Below are 18295 nucleotides of genomic sequence, written 5' to 3'. Positions count from 1 at the left end.
TCACAGGCGGTTATTTGGCGCGCCGCCATTTCAGGACCGCCTGCTGCCCACCCGCACCGATTGCGGCGGAAAGCGTCAAAGCATCATCGCCATCGAACACATAGTTGCGGATCACGGTGGTCCCTGCCCAACCGGGCATCAACGAACCCACGACATGATGGTGGACCGTCCGGGTGGCGAGATCGACCTCATAAGGCCCGTAGTAACTGGAATAGCGATCGTAAGATATGCGTGCTTCATATGCCGCGCCATTGCTTGCATCGGTCGGTCGGGCCGGCGGGTCGGGGTTGAGCAGATGGCACGACATGTTGCCGGCCTTGTCGTACATGATCTGCCCTTGCGGATGCCGCCCCAACGGATGGAGCGTTCCGCCGTCACCATTTTGCAGTTCGTAGGACACCAGATACCAGGTCCCGATCAGGCGGGGTTCCGAAGGTGATCTGCCTCCGTCTGAGTGGTCCATCGACTATGATAGTCTGGATCACGAAAGGGACGACGAATGCCGAGCAAGAAGCACAAGCCGGAAGAGATCATCGGCAAGCTGCGTGAAGTTGAGATCGTGCTGGCGCAGGGTGGAACGACGGCCGAAGCCTGCCGGCGCATCGCGGTCACCGAGCAAACCTACTACCGCTGGCGCAAGGAATATGGCGGTCTGAAGACCGACCAGGCGCGGCGGATGAAGGATCTGGAGAAGGAGAATCTGCGGCTTCGCCGGGCGATCTCGGACCTGACGCTGGACAAGCTGATCCTTCAGGAGGCCGCTCGGGGAAACTTCTGAGCCCCGCGCGGCGGCGACGCTGTATCGATCAGTTGCGGCGGGAGTTGCCAGTGTCCGAGCGGCGTATATGCCGGGTGCTCGGGCAACATCGGTCGACGCATCGCAAGGTGCCGCGCGGGGCGGATGATGAGGTGCGGCTCACCGAGGACATTATCGCACTGGCCAAGCAATACGGCCGCTACGGCTATCGCCGGGTGACCGCATTGCTGCGCGATGCCGGCTGGACGGTGAACCGCAAACGCGTTGAGCGGATTTGGCGCAAGGAGGGGTTGAAGGTGCCACAGCGCCAGCCAAAGCGGGGCCGGTTATGGCTGAACGACGGCTCGTGTATCCGGCTCAGGCCGGAATATCCAGGGCATGTCTGGGCCTACGACTTCGTCGAGGGCCGTACGCATGACGGGCGCAAGTTCCGGATCCTCACCATTATCGACGAGGCCAGCCGGGAGTGCCTCGCGCTTATCGTGGCACGCCAGCTCAAGCATGAAGATGTGCTGGCGGCTCTCGCTGACCTGTTCATCGCGCGGGGACCACCGGCTCATATCCGGTCGGACAATGGCGCCGAGTTTATCGCCACTGCCGTGCAGACATGGCTCGCCCAGATCGGCGTGAAGACCTTGTATATCGCGCCCGGTTCACCGTGGGAGAATGGTTATAACGAAAGCTTCAATGGGTCGCTCCGCGACGAACTGCTCAACGGCGAGATCTTCTACAGCCTCGCCGAGGCCAAGGTGCTGATCGAGGCCTGGCGGCGGCATTACAACACCGTTCGCCCGCACAGCAGCCTCGGCTATCGGCCGCCGGCCCCGGAAAGTGCGACACCGCCATTGCCGCCGTCCGGTTCCGCTTCGCTCCACCTACCGTCAGCAATGGCGGCGGAAGCAACAATGCACTAACAATCAAACCGGACCACTCGGTGGGGGCCGATCAGTCCCTGCCCAACCGGGCATCAACGAACCCACGACATGATGGTGGACCGTCCGGGTGGCGAGATCGACCTCATAAGGCCCGTAGTAACTGGAATAGCGATCGTAAGATATGCGTGCTTCATATGCCGCGCCATTGCTTGCATCGGTCGGTCGGGCCGGCGGGTCGGGGTTGAGCAGATGGCACGACATGTTGCCGGCCTTGTCGTACATGATCTGCCCTTGCGGATGCCGCCCCAACGGATGGAGCGTTCCGCCGTCACCATTTTGCAGTTCGTAGGACACCAGATACCAGGTCCCGATCAGGCGGGGTTCCGAAGGTTGGGTGGCCGCCGTGGCGGGGGCTGATGATGCTGCCATTGGGTGCGCAAGTCCGATCGAGAAGAAAGAAAAAATCAGCGCGGATCGCCTGGATATCCGTGTCATGGCATCGCCCTTTCAGTGTACCGCACCGGGCACATTCGCACCGATCACATCATAAGCATCCAGCCGCGGCACGGCCATTTCCCCGGCGAAGCGGCGATAGCTCCACGGCCAGGTGGAAGGCACGCCATCGGCATCCAGATACCAGCTGGTACAGCCCGAACCCCAGATCGTGGTTTTCGCCGCTTCGATCCGCTGTTCTTCATAGTCCGCCAATGCCGCATGGCTGGCGCTGATCTCGCGGGCACGGCCACTCGCGATCATATTGATGAAATGGGATATATAGGTCCATTGCCGTTCGGCGATATCGATCAGCGAAAAATTGCCAACCGGCCCGCTTGGCCCGTTCAGCATGAAAAGGTTGGGAAAATCCGGAATGGAGATGGCCATATAGGCGGCTGGCCGCTTCGCCCACGCCTGGTTCAATTCAACACCATTGCGTCCGATCACATTCATCGGCCGCATGAACTGGTGCGCGTCGAAACCGGTGGCGAAGACCAGAACATCCAGTTCGTGCAACCGATCGTCGGCCGTACGCACGCCCCCCGCCTCGATCCGCACGATGCCATCCGTCACCAGTTCGGCATTGGGGTGCTGGATGGCCTGATAATAATCAGGCGAATGGATCAGCCGCTTGCACCCGGCGCGATAGGTGGGGCGCAGCTTTTCACGCAGCACGGGATCACGCACGCTATTTTCCAGATTGGCGCGTGCAACAGCCTGCGTCTCGGCCATGACGGCTGAACCGGCATCGACAATCGCCTCCGTCCAGCCCCATGCAAGTTCCAGATAGGCCGGGTCGTTCTGCACGCTTTTGAGCAGGAAGGGATCCGCCCCGAATGCGGCGCGCTCCGCCTCGCTGAACGCACCGTTCGGGGTCGGGATGATCCACTGCGCGCTGCGTTGGAAATGCTTGAGATGGCCGGCGCGCGACGCCAGCGCAGACACGATCTGCACACCGGTGGATCCGTTGCCGATGATCCCGATACGCTGCCCGTCAAGCGGAACCGAATGATCCCAGCGGGCGCTGTGAAAACACGCACCGCCAAAGCTGTCGATACCGGCAATGTCCGGATAGCTTGGATGATGGAGAACGCCGGTCGCAGCAATAACGATGTCGGCGACATCACGGGTTCCGCGTCCGCTTTCCAGGTGCCAGCGGCCCCCTTCGAACGCACAGCGCACCAGTTCCTCGCCATAAGCGATATGCGGGTCGAGATCATATTTTGCGACCACGCCTTCGAAATAGGCCTGAATTTCAGGACCGGGCGGCAAATGGTGGCTCCAGTCGGGATTGGGTTCGAAGGAATAGGTATAAGCGTGCGACGGGACATCGCAGGTCAGACCGGGATAACTGTTTTCCCGCCATGTGCCGCCTATCCTGTCGGCCTTTTCATAGATGCGAAAATTCGAAAGGCCGGCCTCTTTCAGTTTGATGCCGGCAAGAATGCCCGCCATCCCGGCCCCGATCACGGCGACACGTATGCCGGCGCTGTACGGAATCATCCTGTCATCCTCTCCGGAGCCTTGCCTCCGCATTCAACCATTTCCGGCTCGCAACCGGCCGCGCCACAAACTAACTGTTCATTCAGTTATAATTTTCGAAAGCGCCGTGCAATCCCTGTTCCTGCGATTCCTGCCACGAAGAATCGCTGCTCGAATGCCCTTGGCAAGTCCGCGCATTGAAGGAATATCCGTCCGCCATGAGAAAGCGCCTCCCCTTTGCCGATCGAACCCGTTCCATCATTTCGGCGGCGGCCACCATTTTCGCGGCACACGGATTCGAGCGCGCGACCACCAAACAGATCGCCGAAGCGGCCAAGATTTCACCCGCTCTCCTCTACGAACATTTTCCATCGAAGGAGGCGCTGTACCGGGCCGTGCTGCGGAGCCTGATCAAGGATCAGGACAGGTTGGTGGCAACGCTGGCGGTGCGCCGTCCGGGCGGAACCGCGGATGGCGCAGCCGAACTCGTTATGATGCTCTACAGCTATTTCAGCGCGTGCATCATGGCCAACACCAACGAACTGGACGTCACGGCACACCGCCTGTTGCTGGCGAGCCTGGCCGGTGACGGCACCTATGCCCGCCTGCTGTATCGGCGGGCATTGCGCAAGAATGTGAACGCCCTTTCCACCGCGCTGGACAATGCCCGCGCCAACGGCGACCTGACCGGCGAAACGCTGGCCGCCGCGACTTCCGCGTCCTTCATCGAGCATGTCGGATCGATGATGCTGTCGACCCATTTACTGGAAAAGCCCGTTGCCCCTTATGCAGACGCGGGTGCGGAACTGGTCCGCAAGGCGGTGTTTTTCTGCGGACGCGGCCTTGGCCTGTCCGACGCGGCGATTGCCCGCACCTATCCGGCCGATTGCGCCTAACATCGCACATACGCAGTGAAACCAGATACATACCGGAAAAAGGGGTGCCCTTGTGAAACTGTCGATCGTCGACCTGGCCACCATCAAGCCCGGCGAAACAGCGAGTGACGCGCTGACACAGTCGCTGGATACGGCACGCCGCGCCGACGCGCTTGGCTATCACCGCATCTGGTTCGCCGAACATCATATGGCCCCGGCGCAGGCGTCGCATCACCCCGAACTGCTGATTGCAGCCGCGGGCACGCAGACCCGACGCATCAGGCTCGGCTCGGGCGCCGTGCTGATGAACCATTACAGCCCCTTCAAGGTTGCCGAAATGTTCAAGCAACTGGATGCCATGTTTCCGGGACGGATCGATCTTGGCATGGGCCGCGCGGCAGCCGGGCCGATCATCGACATGGCCTTGCGCCGAGACCGCAATACGCAACCGGTGGACGATCATGCAGCGCAGGTTTCCGAAACCGTCGCCTGGTTGCATCAGGCCTTCCCCGCAGGCCACCCTTTCGCTGGCAAGCCGCTGATTCCAACCGTCGCCACCTTGCCCGAAAACTGGCTGTTGGGATCCAGCCGTTCCAGCGCCCAACTCGCGGCCCGAATCGGCATCGGCTACACATTCGCCGGCTTCATCAACCCGCAGGCCGCTGCATTCGCCCTGCGCAGCTATCGCGAACAGTTCGTCGCCACCCCGTTCGGCGACGGCGCGCCACGCGCCATGCTGGGCGTGAATGTATGCGTGGGCGAAGATGCCGAGCACGGCCGGCGCCTCGCCCTGAGCGTCAAGGGATATTATCAGCGCCTTGGACGTGTGGGCGCCGCAGCTTTCGTCCCCACCATGGAGGAAGCCGAACAGGAACTGGACGAGGCGGAACGCACCGAACCGACCCATATCGCCGGCCAACGCTGGCCGCGCTTCATCGCGGGCAGCGCAGCGGAAGTCCGCCAAACCCTTGAACAGATGATCGAGCAGAGCGGCGCCGACGAAATCATCGTGCAGGACATGATCGCCGACCCGGAAGATCGGCACCGTTCCCATGAACGACTGGCCAAAGCGTTTGATCTGGATGGCGGCCCGGCACAGCCACAGCCTTGATCGACGCCGGGAAACCGGGGCGCCGAAGCGCTGCGTTCAGGCCATCAATGCCCCATATGCCCGGGCGGGGCATCGCCCGCAGCTCGCGCCGCTGCCTGAACAGCGATCGTCTTGCCGCTTCTGAAACGGAAAGTGAGCGGCAGATCGCCACCCGGCTTCACATCAGGCGACAGCCCGAACAGCATGATGTGATTGCCACCCGATACGAAGCGAACCTCGCCACCGGCCGGCACGTCGACGCCATCGATCGGACGCATCGTCATCATGCCATCCTGCATTCCGCTTTCGTGCAGTTCTATCCGGCTGGCCTTGCCACTTTCCACGGCGATCAGGCGATCAGCCTCTGCCCCGCCCCGCAGCGTGAAATAGCCCGCCGCCGGCCGATCGGCGATGGGCGAAAGCCGCACCCAGGCATCATTGACACCCGCTTGTTCAGACGCCGCCGGCTGGCAGGCGGCAAGCCCAAAAGCCGCAAACGGCATCAACAGCATGAACCCGCGACGCATCCCCAAACTCCGCTTCTTCGCCTTCGGCCGATATCGGTTGCCGTTCATTAGGCACTGCGATGTCTTGCGGCAATCGAAAGCCCCCCTATATCGCCCACCGAACAGCAACACCGTCCGGTTTTCGCTTCACTGGCAAGGGAAACCGGCGGATACGCCGCAAACTTCGGGGGACGAAGGGTTTCAGTATGGCAAAAGTAATCGGGATTGACCTTGGCACCACCAACAGCTGCGTCGCCGTGATGGACGGCGGCAAGCCCAAGGTGATCGAAAATGCGGAAGGCGCGCGCACGACGCCTTCGATTGTGGCCTTCGCCAAGGATGGCGAACGGCTGATCGGCCAGCCCGCCAAGCGGCAGGCCGTGACCAACCCGGACAACACGATCTTCGCGGTGAAGCGCCTGATCGGCCGCCGGTTCGACGATCCCGTGACCAAGAAGGACACCGAACTGGTGCCCTATCACATCGTGCGTGGCCCCAATGGCGACGCGTGGGTGCAGGCCGGCGGCAAGGATTATTCGCCGTCGCAGATCTCGGCGTTCACGCTGCAGAAGATGAAGGAAACCGCCGAAGCCTATCTGGGCGAAACGGTGACGCAGGCGGTGATCACCGTTCCGGCCTACTTCAACGACGCCCAGCGCCAGGCAACCAAGGATGCCGGCCAGATCGCCGGCCTCGAAGTGCTGCGCATCATCAACGAGCCGACGGCGGCCGCGCTGGCCTATGGCCTCGACAAGAATGACGGCAAGACGATCGCGGTCTACGATCTTGGCGGCGGCACGTTCGACGTTTCGATCCTCGAAATCGGCGACGGCGTGTTCGAAGTGAAGTCGACCAACGGCGACACCTTCCTCGGCGGTGAAGATTTCGACGCGCGTGTCGTCGAATTTCTGGCCGAAGAGTTCAAGAAGGCCGAAGGCATCGATCTGACCAAGGATCGTCTGGCGCTGCAGCGGCTGAAGGAGGCCGCTGAAAAGGCCAAGATCGAACTGTCCTCGGCGCAGACGACCGAAGTCAACCTGCCCTTCATCACCGCCGACGCAACGGGGCCGAAGCATCTCGTCAAGGCGATCAGCCGCGCTGATCTGGAACGCCTGGTCGAAGCGCTGATCCAGCGCACGATCGAACCGATGCGCAAGGCGCTGGCCGATGCCGGCGTCAAGGCCGATGCAATCGACGAGGTTGTCCTCGTCGGCGGCATGACCCGCATGCCCAAGGTGCGCGAAGCGGTGAAGGCGTTCTTCGGCAAGGAACCGCACACCGGCGTCAACCCCGACGAAGTGGTCGCGATGGGCGCCGCCATTCAGGCCGGCGTGCTCCAGGGCGAAGTGAAGGACGTCCTGTTGCTCGACGTGACCCCGCTGTCGCTGGGCATCGAAACGCTGGGCGGGGTCTTCACCCGCATGATCGACCGCAACACGACGATCCCGGCCAAGAAGAGCCAGGTTTATTCGACGGCGGACGACAACCAGCAGGCCGTGACGATCCGCGTGTTCCAGGGCGAACGCGAAATGGCCGCCGACAACAAGATGCTCGGCCAGTTCGATCTGCTCGGCATTCCGCCGGCGCCGCGCGGCGTGCCGCAGATCGAAGTGACGTTCGACATCGACGCCAACGGCATCGTCCACGTCACCGCCAAGGACAAGGGCACCGGCAAGGAACAGCAGATCCGCATCCAGGCATCGGGTGGTCTTTCGGACAACGACATCGACCAGATGGTCCGCGATGCCGAAAAGTTCGCCGATGAAGACAAGAAGCGCCGTGAGGCGGCCGAAGCGAAGAACAACGCCGAAAGCCTGATCCACACGACCGAGCGCCAGCTTGTCGAACATGGCGACAAGGTGGACGCCGGCCTGAAGGGCGAAATCGAGGCTGCCGTCGCGGCCGCCAAGACCGCGGTTGAAGGTGGCGATCCGGAAGCGATGACGGAAAAGTCCCAGGCGCTCGCGCAGGTCGCGATGAAGCTCGGCCAGGCGATCTACGAAAAGGAACAGCAGTCCGCTGCTGCTCCGGGCGCAGATGCCAGCGAAGCCAAGACCGATGATGTGGTCGACGCCGAATTTTCGGAAGTCGACGACAGCAACAAGGCGTAACACCTAACACCCCCTCTCCCCCTGTGCGGGGGAGAGGTTTTTGATCGCCGGGATGCTTCATGGCCGACGCTGATTATTACGAACTGCTCGAAATCGAGCGGACCGCCGACGACAAGACGATCAAGTCGTCGTTCCGCAAGCTGGCCATGCAGTGCCACCCGGATCGCAATCCGGGCTGCAAGGATTCCGAAGCCAAGTTCAAGGCGATCAACGAAGCCTATGATTGCCTGAAAGATCCGCAGAAGCGCGCGGCTTATGATCGCTTCGGCCATGCTGCCTTCCAAAATGGCGGCCCCGGCAATGGCGCCGGCTTTGGCGGACAGGATTTCGGCGGCTTTTCGGACATCTTCGAAAATATCTTCGGCGAATTCATGGGCGGCGGCGGCGGCCGTGGCGGCCGCCAGAATGTGCGGCGCGGCGCCGATCTGCGCTACGACATGGAAATCGAGCTGGAGGATGCCTTCCACGGCAAGACCACCGAAATCCGTGTCGATGTCGCCGCCACATGCGAACCGTGCGACGGATCGGGCGCGAAACCCGGCACCAGCGCCAAGGGCTGCCCCACCTGCGGTGGCCATGGCAAGGTGCGCGCGCAACAGGGCTTCTTTGTCGTCGAACGGGCGTGCCCATCCTGCCATGGCGCAGGGCAGGTGATCGCCGAACCCTGCACCGCCTGCCGTGGCGAAGGCCGGGTCGAACGCGCCAAGACGCTGGAAGTGAATATTCCGCCGGGCGTGGACGAAGGCACGCGCATCCGCCTGTCCGGCGAGGGCGAAGCCGGTGGACGCGGCGCACCTGCGGGCGACCTGTACATCTTCATCCACGTCGCCCGCCACAAACTGTTCGAGCGCGAGGGCACAACCCTGTTCGCGCGCTACCCCGTGTCGATCACCACGGCGGCGCTGGGCGGCACGATCGACGTGCCCGGCCTTGACGGGCAACGCCACGAACTGCGCATTCCGGCCGGTATCCAGTCGGGCAAGCAGATCCGCCAGCGGGGGGCCGGCATGCCGGTACTGAACGGGCGCGGGCACGGCGACATGGTGATCCAGGTCGATGTGGAAACACCAACCAAGCTCAGCGCGCGGCAGAAGGAACTACTCGAAGAATTCCGTACGCTGGAAACGGGCGAGGAAAGCCCCGAGGCGAGCGGCTTTTTCGCCAAGCTGAAGGGTATGTTCGGCGATTGATCGACGCTTTTGCTAGCCTCCCGCCGCGCGGGGGGCTAGACGCGCGGGCCTGAGTTTCACCAGTGAAGGAATGCCCATGCGCCCCTCCGGCCGCACCCCCGATCAGATGCGCCCGATCACGATGGAGACCGGTTATACCGTCCATGCCGAAGGTTCGTGCCTGATCGGTTTCGGCGATACCCGCGTCCTCGTCACAGCATCAATCGAGGAACGCGTTCCGCCGTTCCTGCGCGGCAAGGGCCAGGGCTGGGTGACGGCCGAATATGGCATGCTGCCCCGCGCCACCCACACCCGTGGCAGCCGTGAGGCAGCCAAGGGCAAGCAATCGGGCCGAACGCAGGAAATTCAGCGCCTTATCGGCCGCTCCTTGCGCGCGGTGGTTGATATGACCAAGCTGGGCGAACGCCAGATCACGATCGATTGCGACGTGCTTCAGGCCGATGGCGGCACCCGCACCGCATCGATTTCCGGCGCATGGGTTGCCCTGCGCATCGCCGTCGACAAGCTGATGGCCAAGGGGCTTCTGGCCGAAGACCCGATCACCGCGCAGGTCGCCGCCGTTTCCTGCGGCATCTATGAAGGCACCCCCGTGCTCGACCTCGATTATATCGAGGATTCGAATGCGCACGCCGACGCGAACTTCGTTCTGCTCGACAATGGCAACATCGCCGAAGCGCAGGCCACCGCCGAAGGCGCTACCTATGACGAAGAGGCGCTGCTGCGCCTGCTGCGCCTGGCCCGCATCGGCTGCAACGACATCTTCGCAGCCCAGCGCAAGGCCGTCGGCCGGTGAGCGCGGCGCATCGCAAACTTACCCCCGGAAAGCTGGTGATCGCCAGCCATAACGAGGGCAAGGTGCGCGAAATCCGCGAGCTGCTGTTGCCGTTCGGCATCGAACCCGTTTCGGCGGGTTCGCTTGGCCTGCCCGAGCCGGATGAAACCGGCACGACCTTCATCGCCAACGCCGAACTGAAGGCGCGTGCGGCGGCGGACCTTTCCGGTCTGCCGGCGCTGGCCGATGATTCGGGCCTGTGCGTCGAAGCACTGGGTGGTGAGCCGGGTATCTTTTCGGCCCGCTGGGCGGGTGAGACCAAGGATTTCGGGCTGGCGATGCAGCTCGTTCAGGATAATCTCGATCGTATCGGCCCGGATGCCGGCCGCGACGCCCACTTCGTCTGCGCGCTTTCGCTGTGCTGGCCCGATGGCCATATCGAAAGCTTCGAAGGCCGGGTCGATGGCACGCTCGTCTGGCCGCCGCGCGGGGACAATGGCTTCGGCTATGACGCCATGTTCCAGCCATGGCACCATGGCGTCACCTTCGGTGAAATGGATCCCGCCGCCAAGCACGCGATGAGCCACCGCGCGGATGCGTTCCGCAAGCTTGTCGCGGCAGTGATCTGACATGACGGGAACGGCACAGTTGTGACTGACGAGCCACTTGCGCTCTACGTCCACTGGCCGTTCTGCGTTTCCAAATGCCCCTATTGCGATTTCAACAGCCACGTCCGCGCCGAGATTGATGAAGCGGCGTGGCGCGATGCGCTGCTGGCGGATCTTGCCCATGAAGCCGCGCTGACACCCGGGCGGCGGCTGACATCGATCTTCTTCGGCGGCGGCACGCCTTCGCTGATGCAGCCGACAACGGTGGCGGCTGTGATCGAGGCCGCCGAACGCCATTGGGGCTTTGCCGACGACGTGGAAATCACGCTGGAAGCCAACCCATCATCGGTGGAAGCCGCCCGCTTTTCCGGGCTGGCGACCGCCGGGATCAACCGCGTTTCACTGGGCCTGCAATCGCTGGACGATCGGGCGCTGGGGTTCCTTGGCCGCGCGCATGGCGTGGCCGAAGGGCTGGCCGCGCTCGACACCGCACAACAGCATTTCGCGCGGGTCAGCTTCGACCTGATCTATGCCCTGCCAGGGCAGAGTGAAATGGATTGGGATGCGGAACTGGCCCGCGCGATCGGCTTTGGCACCGGGCATTTGTCGCTATACCAGTTGACCATCGAACCCGGCACGCGCTTCGCCACTTTGGTCGACAAGGGCGAATTTGCGCCGGTCGATCCCGATCATGGTGCAACCCTGTTCGAACTGACGCGCGAACGCACCGCTGCGGCGGGCATACCACCCTATGAAATTTCGAACCATGCCCGCCCCGGCCAGCAGAGCCGCCATAACCTGACCTACTGGCGCTATGGCGATTATCTGGGCGTCGGACCGGGCGCACATGGCAGGCGGGATGGGCACGCCACGTTCCGCCGCAAAAAGCCGGAAAACTGGCTGAGCGCCGTCGCCCGCAATGGCCATGGCATCGAAAGCGAAGAGGCCCTGCCCCCATCGGAGCGCGCGATGGAAGCGCTGCTAATGGGGCTGAGGCTGGCCGAAGGTGTCGACCTTGATCGCATCGCCCGGCGGAGCATGATGGCGATCGATCGGCTGGTGGACGATCGGGCTGTGGGACAGCTTTCCGATCTCGGTTTCATCAACCGCCGCGGCAACCGGCTGACGGTGACGCCGCAAGGCATGCCCCTGCTCGATGCGATTCTCGGTGAAGTCGTCGCCGTCGGCTGACAGCGACGACTGCGCCCTTATTTGGTGAAACCCCTTGGCGCCGGAGCAACGGTGGAAATGCCGCCGGTGCCGATCTGGTGGACCGCAAGCGCGCGTTCGGCCACCCCATCCGCGCCAAAACGGAATGCGCCATCCACCCCGGCAAAGCCGTCGCTATCGGTCAGCGCGCGGACGGGGAAGCGATCGCCGACCTTCCAGTCCCGCGCGATCCGCACCGTCAGCAGCACCGAATCATAGCCAAGGCTGGCCAGCCGATACGGCGCGCGGCCAAAACGAGCGCGATATTTGGTGGCAAGCTGGCGGTACATGGCTTCCGGGACACTCGCAAACCATGCACCGTTCATCCCCGGGCTGGCCGAAAGCGTGTTTTCGGTCGCCCATAATTCGGTGCCGAGAATCCGGGCACTGGTGCCGCCCGCCTTGCGGATCTGCGGCACGGCCTGAACGGCGATGCGCCCGCCATCGGCGATCAGCACGGCATCATAGCCGCCGGCCTCCCCCAGCTTGCCGATCGCCGTCGTCAGCGATTTCGGGCTGCGATCGAATGTCTGGAGCGAAACCACGCTGCCACCCGATGCTTCGGCCGAATGGATCAGCGCCTTGGATGCGTTGCGCCCGTACAGGCCGGTGGGCATCAATCCGGCGAACTTGGTCGACCCTTGTGACCGGGCATAGCGCACGACACGATCGATCGACTGCGACGGTGAAAAACCCATCAGATAGACGCCGTTTCCGGCCACCGCCGCGTCATTGGAAAAGCTGACGACCGGAACCCCCGCCGCCCGTGCCGGTGCCGCAACGACCCGTACGTCATCGGCCAGCAGCGGCCCGAGGAACAGGCGATTGCCATCAGCCAGCGCGCGCTGCGCGGCGGCCGCCGCGCCGGTTGCGGTGTCGTATGTCGTGATCCGCACCTTTGCACCGCCGGTATCGAGCAAGGCGAGGTTGGCCGCGTTGGCAATCGACTGGCCGACCGCCGCGTTCGCGCCGGTCATCGGCACAAGCAGCGCCACCCGGTGCCGTTCCTGATCGGTCGGCAAGCCGGGGCCGACCGGGCGGGTTTCCTCTACCGGCGGTGGAGCCTTGACCGGCGGCGCGGTCTTCGGGACCATCGTTTGGCAGCCCGCCAGAAAAGCGGTGAAACCGATCCCCGCAAGACGAAGAAAAGTGCGGCGTGGTTGCGCGGCCTCTGCCATGACATCATCCCATGAACCAGCCCCTAGACGAGGCCCTGACCCCCGGCCTCTACATCGTCGCGACACCGATCGGCAACTTATCCGATCTTTCCCCCCGTGCTGCGGCCGTGCTAGCCCGCGCCAATGTGATCGCGGTGGAGGATAGCCGCGTCACCGCCAAGCTCCTCAACCGCATCGGCACCAAGCGGCCGATGACGCCTTATCACGATCATAATGCCGATCAGGTGCGCCCCGGATTGATCGCCCGGATGGGTTCGGAAGCAATCGCCCTCGTATCCGACGCGGGCACGCCGCTGATCTCCGATCCGGGTTTCAAGCTGGTCCGTGATGCACGCGCGGCAGGCCATACCGTGACGACAATTCCCGGGCCGTGCGCCGCCATCGCCGCGCTGACCCTGGCGGGGCTGCCCACCGACCGATTCTTTTTCCTCGGTTTCCTGCCGTCGAAGGAAAAGGCCCGCGCCGATGCCATCGCCGAAATCGCAGCGGTGCGCGCGACACTGATCTTCTACGAATCGGGGCCACGGCTGGCGGCATCGCTCACCACCCTCGCCGATGGCCTGGGCGATCGCGAGGCGGCCGTGGCGCGCGAAATCAGCAAGACGTTCGAGGAATGCGTGACGGGCACGTTAAGCGAACTGGCGGAGCGGTATAAGGATGCGCCGCCCAAGGGCGAAATCGTCATCATCGTCGGCCCGCCCGGCGAGGCGCCCGTCCCCGATTCGGCCGATATCGACGCGGCGCTGATCGACGCGATGACCCGGCTGCCGACCGCCAAGGCCGCCGGCGAAGTGGCCAAGGCGACCGGCCTGCCCCGCCGCGACCTGTATGCCCGGGCAATGGCCCTGCGGGACGCCTGATGTCGCGGCAGGCGGCCGAACAGCGCGGGCGCAAGGCCGAAACGCTGGCCGCCTGGTGGCTGCGTCTTCGCGGCTGGCGCATCCTTGCCTCCCGCGCCCGCACGCCTGTGGGCGAGGTCGACCTGATCGCAAGGCGCGGCCGCACGCTGGCATTCGTCGAAGTGAAAGCGCGGGCGAGCGATGCGGCACTGGACCTGGCGATCGACCGAAAACGCCTCGTCCGTGTGGCGCGGGCCGCCGAAATACTCAGCCCCCGCTATCAACGGGCGGGCGATGACATCCGCATCGACGTGATCCTGATCCGCCCGCGCGCGTGGCCGCGCCACATTCCAAATGCCTGGCATGGGTGACATTCATCGCCCGGTCCCCTACGTCACGCCCGAACCAGCGCGAGGCAGCTTCCATGTCGCTTAAAGTCGCGGTCCAGATGGATCCGCTCGAAACCATCAACATCGCCGGCGATTCCACATTCGCGATCATGCTGACGGCGCAGGCGCGCGGGCACCAGCTATTCCATTATCAGGCTGGCGACCTCAGCTATCGCGACGGCCGCGTCACGGCACCCGCGCGCCCGGTGACGGTGCAGCGTGTGGCCGGCGATCATTTCACCGCCGGCGATCCGGTGGTGATCGATCTGGCCGATGATGTGGATGTCGTGCTGATGCGGCAGGATCCGCCGTTCGATCTGGCCTACATCACCGCGACCCATCTGCTCGAACGCATCCGCGATCGGACGTTGGTGGTGAACGATCCGGAATCGGTGCGTAACGCGCCCGAAAAGCTGTTCGTGCTGGATTATGCCCAGTTCATGCCGCCGACCTTGATCACGCGCCGGCTGGAAGATGCCCGCGCCTTCCACGCCGAACATGGCGAAGTGGTGGTGAAGCCGCTTTACGGCAATGCGGGGTCGGCCGTGTTCCATGTCGGCCGCAACGATGCGAACCTGGCCGCGCTGACCGAATTGTTCGGGCAGGTGTGGCGCGAACCGTTCATGGTGCAGGCGTTCCTGCCCGACGTATCGAAGGGCGACAAACGCATCGTCCTGATCGACGGCAAGCCGACGGGCGGGATCAACCGGCTGCCCAAGGATGGCGAGATTCGTTCCAACCTTGCCGCCGGGGGCCGCGCCGATCCGACCGAACTAACGGCTCGCGAAATGGAAATCTGCGCCGCGATCGGCCCGGAACTGGCGAAACGCGGGCTGTTGTTCGTCGGTATTGACGTGATCGCCGGGCATCTGACGGAAATCAACGTCACTTCGCCCACCGGCATCGTCGCGATCGACCGTTTCAACGACACCGATACCCCGGCGATCATCTGGGATGTGATCGAAGCGAAAGTCGCCGCCCGTGGGTGATTGGGTTCACCAACTGATCGAACAATCGGGCTATCTCGGCGTCGCGTTCCTGATGTTCGCCGAAACCGTGTTCCCGCCGATCCCATCCGAAGTGATCATGTCGCTGGCGGGACTGCAGGCCGCCAAGGGCACGATGACGCTGCCCGGTGTAATCGCCTGCGGCACGTTCGGCGCGATGCTGGGCAATACTTTCTGGTATCTCCTCGCCCGCGCATTGGGGCTGGAGCGATTCAAACCGATCATCGACCGGTTCGGCCGCTGGCTGACGATGGATTGGGCGGAAGTGCAACGCGGCGAGAAATGGTTTCGCAGCCATGGCGCGGTGTTCGTCTTTTTCGGGCGGCTGCTGCCGACAGTGCGGTCGCTGGTATCGGTTCCGGCGGGACTGCTGCACATGAGCCTCAGCCGTTTCCTGTTCTGGTCGACGCTGGGCACCACCGGCTGGACTGCGTTGCTGGCGATCGCCGGTTATGAGCTTGGCCAGCGATACACGGACGTCGAACACTATATCGGCCCGCTATCGACCGCGATCATGGTGCTGCTCGTCCTCTGGTATTTCTGGCGCGTACTCACCTGGAAACCCAGCGTCTGATCAGGCGCGCGGGTGGGCGTTGCGATAAACATCCATCAGATGCGCCGCATCGACCGAGGTGTATATCTGCGTCGACGACAGGCTGGCATGACCCAGCAACTCCTGCAATGAACGCAGATCGGCCCCCCGCCCCAACAGATGGGTCGCAAAACTGTGACGCAGCGCGTGCGGCGTCGTCCGGCCGGACAGGCCCAGCCGGACGCGCGCGCCGCGCACCGCCCGGCGGACAAGATCGGCCGACAAAGCCCCCCCCCGTGCCCCCCGGAACAAGGCCATATCCGGGGCAGCCGGCCATGGCGAAAGCGCCAGATACTGTTCGATCGCCGCGCGCACCGGCGGCAATAGCGGCACGATGCGCACTTTCGCCCGTTTGCCCGTAACGCGGATCGTATCGCCCAGCGGCAGCACCGCCCCGGTCAGCCCCATCGCTTCACCGACGCGCAGGCCCGCGCCGTAGAGCAGCAACAGCACCGCGAAATCGCGCGCGGCGATCCACGGCCGGGTGGCGGCATCGGCGGCATCCTCAGCCAGCGCCACCGCATCATCCGCCGAAATCGGACGCGGCGCACTGCGCTTGATTTTTGGTCCCTTAAGGCGCGGCACATCGCCCACGACATGTTTCAGGAAACCACGCAAGGCCGATAGTTCCCGCGCAGCAGAGCTGTTTTCGATCCCTTCGCCGCGACGGTGGGCAAGATAGGCCCGCAGATCTCCGGCATCGACCGTCGCCAGCAAGGCTGCATCCACCGCCTGCCCGCGATGCTGACCGAGAAAGACAATCAGCCGATGCGCGGTCGCGACATAAGCACGCACCGTATGCACCGATCGACGGCGATCATGCGCGAGATGCGCACCCCATGCCGCCGCGATCAGCCGGGCGGGGTGGTCTTCCAGAATCAGGGGAGCAGCCACCGCCCGATCATGCGCGAAACCACATTGCCAAGGAAGAGCAACAGTTCGGATCCATGGCCGGTTTCAAAACCCTGCGCGCGGCGCTGTCCCAGCGCGAGCAAGCCCGACGGCAGCGGAGGCGTCGCATCAAGGCGGATCAGCGCCTCCGCCCGGATCAGATCGGACGCCGGCCCAAATAGCGGATGGCCGCGTTCGACCCCGCGCAGCACGACGCCATCCACATCCTCGATCGATCGTTCGACGATGCGACGATCCACGAACTGCATGCCCGACGCATCCGCGCGTATCGCCCGGTCTTCGACGAACAGGGCAAGCGATACGGCGTCCAGCCCCAGAATCTGCGGCCAGACCTGGGTGATGATGTGGATGAGGTGATCAAGCCCTTCGGCGTCGAGGGCTGCGATCACCGCCTGATGGATTGCCGATACAGCACCCGAATGGCCACGCGCGAAGGCGATGAGGTCCTGATTGGCCTCCTCCACCTCCGCCACGCGCCGCCGAAGCGACGCGACCGCATGGCCCTCGAAATCGACAAGCGTGCCCATAAGCGCAAGCTTACAGGGACTTGGTTAAAAAGCTACTGGCGGATGATGTCGGCCAGCGCATTGCAGCGCGGGAACCCGCTGTTCCCGGCGATCAACCGATCGTCTGGCCGGTCTTCGCCCAATCCGCCAGAAAACCCTCGATGCCCTTGTCGGTCAGCGGGTGGTTGAACAGCGCGCGGATCACCGCCGGCGGGGCGGTCATCACGTCCGCACCGATCTTGGCCGATTCCAGGATGTGGATCGGATGGCGGACGCTGGCGACCAGGATTTCGGTCGCGAAATCATAATTGTCGTAGATGATCCGGATATCGGAAATGAGCTGCATGCCATCGAAACCGATATCGTCGTGGCGTCCCACGAACGGCGAAATGAAGCTCGCGCCGGCCTTGGCCGCCAGAAGCGCCTGATTGGCCGAGAAGCACAGCGTCACATTGACCATGCAGCCATCGTCCGACAGCTTCTTGCAGGTTTTCAGGCCGTCGACGGTGAGCGGAACCTTGATGCAGACGTTCGGCGCGATCTTCCGCAGTACAGCGGCTTCGCGCATCATCGTGTCATGATCGAGGGCGACCACTTCGGCCGAAACCGGCCCCGGCACCAGCCCGCAAATTTCCTCGACTACTTCGAGGAACTTGCGGCCAGACTTGTGGATCAACGACGGGTTCGTGGTCACGCCATCGAGCAGGCCGGTGGCCGCGAGATCGGCGATTTCCACGGTGTCGGCGGTGTCGACGAAGAACTTCATGGATCAGGTTTCCCGAATAGGAATGGATGATGTGCAGGGTGATTCTGGCGCGGCCTATAGCGCGTCACGCCCGCGCAGACGAATCGGAGAAGAGCCGTCGCCGCCGCCTTGGACGAACCATATCCGCCCACCTCTT

The 18295-nt window shown here is 63.6% G+C and carries 20 protein-coding genes; 12 read left to right on the top strand and 8 right to left on the bottom strand.

Going from position 1 to position 18295, the window contains the following annotated elements; translation table 11 throughout:
* Nucleotides 1-10 precede the first annotated feature (10 nt).
* Nucleotides 11-463 carry a lipocalin-like domain-containing protein gene (locus KC8_RS18620; protein ID WP_086495628.1) on the bottom strand — a complete coding sequence of 151 codons (453 nt, stop codon included), beginning with the start codon at nucleotides 461-463 and terminating at the stop codon, nucleotides 11-13.
* 36 nt (nucleotides 464-499) lie between these two features.
* Here KC8_RS18620 and KC8_RS18615 point away from each other — a divergent pair.
* Nucleotides 500-1671, top strand: a protein-coding gene (locus KC8_RS18615; RefSeq protein ID WP_157663893.1) for an IS3 family transposase whose coding sequence is annotated in 2 segments (ribosomal slippage) — nucleotides 500-764 and nucleotides 764-1671 — 1173 coding nt in all. Because the reading frame shifts where the segments join, the coding sequence is not laid out codon by codon here.
* 3 nt (nucleotides 1672-1674) lie between these two features.
* Here KC8_RS18615 and KC8_RS18610 read toward each other — a convergent pair.
* The gene (locus KC8_RS18610) at nucleotides 1675-2061 is read right to left on the bottom strand and encodes a lipocalin-like domain-containing protein (RefSeq protein WP_157663942.1); all 387 of its coding nucleotides are present in this window, start codon (nucleotides 2059-2061) and stop codon (nucleotides 1675-1677) included.
* Nucleotides 2062-2139: 78 nt separating this feature from the next.
* Nucleotides 2140-3630, bottom strand: a complete 1491-nt coding sequence (locus KC8_RS18605) for a flavin-containing monooxygenase (protein WP_010126878.1) — start codon at nucleotides 3628-3630, stop codon at nucleotides 2140-2142.
* Between the two features lie 197 nt (nucleotides 3631-3827).
* Here KC8_RS18605 and KC8_RS18600 point away from each other — a divergent pair, with 197 nt between their 5' ends.
* Both KC8_RS18600 and KC8_RS18595 read left to right on the top strand, forming a co-directional pair.
* Nucleotides 3828-4505 carry a TetR/AcrR family transcriptional regulator gene (locus KC8_RS18600; RefSeq protein WP_010126877.1) on the top strand — a complete coding sequence of 226 codons (678 nt, stop codon included), beginning with the start codon at nucleotides 3828-3830 and terminating at the stop codon, nucleotides 4503-4505.
* A gap of 52 nt (nucleotides 4506-4557) precedes the next feature.
* The gene (locus KC8_RS18595) at nucleotides 4558-5595 is read left to right on the top strand and encodes an LLM class flavin-dependent oxidoreductase (RefSeq protein WP_010126876.1); all 1038 of its coding nucleotides are present in this window, start codon (nucleotides 4558-4560) and stop codon (nucleotides 5593-5595) included.
* 44 nt (nucleotides 5596-5639) lie between these two features.
* Here KC8_RS18595 and KC8_RS18590 read toward each other — a convergent pair whose 3' ends face one another.
* A complete protein-coding gene (locus tag KC8_RS18590; protein ID WP_037496706.1) occupies nucleotides 5640-6101 on the bottom strand; it encodes a copper chaperone PCu(A)C in 462 nt (153 codons plus the stop codon).
* Nucleotides 6102-6286: 185 nt separating this feature from the next.
* Between KC8_RS18590 and dnaK the strand changes: the two genes are divergently transcribed.
* From dnaK to hemW, 5 genes are all read left to right on the top strand, one after another.
* Nucleotides 6287-8191 (top strand): molecular chaperone DnaK, encoded by a 1905-nt coding sequence (gene dnaK / locus KC8_RS18585; RefSeq protein ID WP_010126874.1) that lies wholly within the window; start codon nucleotides 6287-6289, stop codon nucleotides 8189-8191.
* Nucleotides 8192-8250: 59 nt separating this feature from the next.
* Nucleotides 8251-9381 (top strand): molecular chaperone DnaJ, encoded by a 1131-nt coding sequence (gene dnaJ / locus KC8_RS18580; protein WP_010126867.1) that lies wholly within the window; start codon nucleotides 8251-8253, stop codon nucleotides 9379-9381.
* A gap of 76 nt (nucleotides 9382-9457) precedes the next feature.
* On the top strand, nucleotides 9458-10174 hold the full coding sequence (rph, locus tag KC8_RS18575) for a ribonuclease PH (RefSeq protein ID WP_010126865.1): 717 nt from the start codon (nucleotides 9458-9460) through the stop codon (nucleotides 10172-10174).
* Nucleotides 10171-10782 carry an RdgB/HAM1 family non-canonical purine NTP pyrophosphatase gene (gene rdgB, locus KC8_RS18570; RefSeq protein ID WP_010126863.1) on the top strand — a complete coding sequence of 204 codons (612 nt, stop codon included), beginning with the start codon at nucleotides 10171-10173 and terminating at the stop codon, nucleotides 10780-10782. Before rph ends, rdgB begins: the two co-directional genes overlap by 4 nt.
* 21 nt (nucleotides 10783-10803) lie before the next feature.
* Nucleotides 10804-11952: a radical SAM family heme chaperone HemW gene (gene hemW, locus KC8_RS18565; protein ID WP_010126862.1), complete on the top strand. Its 1149-nt coding sequence runs from the start codon at nucleotides 10804-10806 to the stop codon at nucleotides 11950-11952.
* A 17-nt stretch (nucleotides 11953-11969) separates the two neighbouring features.
* Here the strand turns inward: hemW and KC8_RS18560 are convergent, their stop codons facing one another.
* Nucleotides 11970-13148: a penicillin-binding protein activator gene (locus KC8_RS18560; protein ID WP_010126861.1), complete on the bottom strand. Its 1179-nt coding sequence runs from the start codon at nucleotides 13146-13148 to the stop codon at nucleotides 11970-11972.
* A gap of 11 nt (nucleotides 13149-13159) precedes the next feature.
* Between KC8_RS18560 and rsmI the strand changes: the two genes are divergently transcribed.
* From rsmI to KC8_RS18540, 4 genes are read left to right on the top strand one after another with little or no spacing between them, the layout of a single operon-like run.
* The gene (gene rsmI / locus KC8_RS18555) at nucleotides 13160-14008 is read left to right on the top strand and encodes a 16S rRNA (cytidine(1402)-2'-O)-methyltransferase (protein WP_010126860.1); all 849 of its coding nucleotides are present in this window, start codon (nucleotides 13160-13162) and stop codon (nucleotides 14006-14008) included.
* The gene (locus tag KC8_RS18550; RefSeq protein ID WP_010126859.1) at nucleotides 14008-14358 is read left to right on the top strand and encodes a YraN family protein; all 351 of its coding nucleotides are present in this window, start codon (nucleotides 14008-14010) and stop codon (nucleotides 14356-14358) included. Before rsmI ends, KC8_RS18550 begins: the two co-directional genes overlap by 1 nt.
* 53 nt (nucleotides 14359-14411) lie before the next feature.
* Nucleotides 14412-15365 (top strand): glutathione synthase, encoded by a 954-nt coding sequence (gshB, locus tag KC8_RS18545; RefSeq protein WP_010126858.1) that lies wholly within the window; start codon nucleotides 14412-14414, stop codon nucleotides 15363-15365.
* Complete coding sequence (locus KC8_RS18540; protein WP_010126856.1) at nucleotides 15358-15957, top strand: DedA family protein; 600 nt, start codon at nucleotides 15358-15360, stop codon at nucleotides 15955-15957. The genes gshB and KC8_RS18540 overlap by 8 nt, the downstream gene beginning before the upstream one ends.
* On the opposite strand, the gene KC8_RS18535 is transcribed toward KC8_RS18540, so the two are convergent.
* The 3 genes from KC8_RS18535 to fsa all read right to left on the bottom strand — a co-directional run bounded on the left by KC8_RS18535 (nucleotide 15958) and on the right by fsa (nucleotide 18159).
* Entirely contained in the window at nucleotides 15958-16869 is a 912-nt protein-coding gene (locus tag KC8_RS18535; RefSeq protein ID WP_010126855.1) for a tyrosine-type recombinase/integrase, read from the bottom strand. It lies immediately after the preceding gene.
* Nucleotides 16854-17414, bottom strand: a complete 561-nt coding sequence (locus KC8_RS18530; RefSeq protein WP_010126854.1) for a DUF484 family protein — start codon at nucleotides 17412-17414, stop codon at nucleotides 16854-16856. Before KC8_RS18530 ends, KC8_RS18535 begins: the two co-directional genes overlap by 16 nt.
* Before the next feature lie 91 nt (nucleotides 17415-17505).
* Nucleotides 17506-18159 carry a fructose-6-phosphate aldolase gene (fsa, locus tag KC8_RS18525; protein ID WP_010126853.1) on the bottom strand — a complete coding sequence of 218 codons (654 nt, stop codon included), beginning with the start codon at nucleotides 18157-18159 and terminating at the stop codon, nucleotides 17506-17508.
* Nucleotides 18160-18295: the final 136 nt, after the last annotated feature.

The organism is Sphingomonas sp. KC8 (assembly GCF_002151445.1).
Taxonomy (GTDB): domain Bacteria; phylum Pseudomonadota; class Alphaproteobacteria; order Sphingomonadales; family Sphingomonadaceae; genus Sphingomonas_E.
Note: the sequence above shows the minus strand (reverse complement) of the source record. Positions and strands in the feature narration are given on the sequence as shown.

What these genes read in the sequence shown, in the direction of transcription:
- KC8_RS18550 (WP_010126859.1), top strand. Translation starts at nt 14,008, where the DNA reads ATGTCGCGGCAGGCGGCCGAACAGCGCGGGCGCAAGGCCGAAACGCTG.
- rph (WP_010126865.1), top strand. Translation starts at nt 9,458, where the DNA reads ATGCGCCCCTCCGGCCGCACCCCCGATCAGATGCGCCCGATCACGATG.
- gshB (WP_010126858.1), top strand. Translation starts at nt 14,412, where the DNA reads ATGTCGCTTAAAGTCGCGGTCCAGATGGATCCGCTCGAAACCATCAAC.
- KC8_RS18610 (WP_157663942.1), bottom strand. Translation starts at nt 2,061, where the DNA reads ATGGCAGCATCATCAGCCCCCGCCACGGCGGCCACCCAACCTTCGGAA.
- dnaJ (WP_010126867.1), top strand. Translation starts at nt 8,251, where the DNA reads ATGGCCGACGCTGATTATTACGAACTGCTCGAAATCGAGCGGACCGCC.
- KC8_RS18605 (WP_010126878.1), bottom strand. Translation starts at nt 3,630, where the DNA reads ATGATTCCGTACAGCGCCGGCATACGTGTCGCCGTGATCGGGGCCGGG.
- rsmI (WP_010126860.1), top strand. Translation starts at nt 13,160, where the DNA reads ATGAACCAGCCCCTAGACGAGGCCCTGACCCCCGGCCTCTACATCGTC.
- KC8_RS18560 (WP_010126861.1), bottom strand. Translation starts at nt 13,148, where the DNA reads ATGGCAGAGGCCGCGCAACCACGCCGCACTTTTCTTCGTCTTGCGGGG.
- KC8_RS18600 (WP_010126877.1), top strand. Translation starts at nt 3,828, where the DNA reads ATGAGAAAGCGCCTCCCCTTTGCCGATCGAACCCGTTCCATCATTTCG.
- dnaK (WP_010126874.1), top strand. Translation starts at nt 6,287, where the DNA reads ATGGCAAAAGTAATCGGGATTGACCTTGGCACCACCAACAGCTGCGTC.
- fsa (WP_010126853.1), bottom strand. Translation starts at nt 18,159, where the DNA reads ATGAAGTTCTTCGTCGACACCGCCGACACCGTGGAAATCGCCGATCTC.
- KC8_RS18620 (WP_086495628.1), bottom strand. Translation starts at nt 463, where the DNA reads ATGGACCACTCAGACGGAGGCAGATCACCTTCGGAACCCCGCCTGATC.
- KC8_RS18530 (WP_010126854.1), bottom strand. Translation starts at nt 17,414, where the DNA reads ATGGGCACGCTTGTCGATTTCGAGGGCCATGCGGTCGCGTCGCTTCGG.
- KC8_RS18590 (WP_037496706.1), bottom strand. Translation starts at nt 6,101, where the DNA reads ATGCGTCGCGGGTTCATGCTGTTGATGCCGTTTGCGGCTTTTGGGCTT.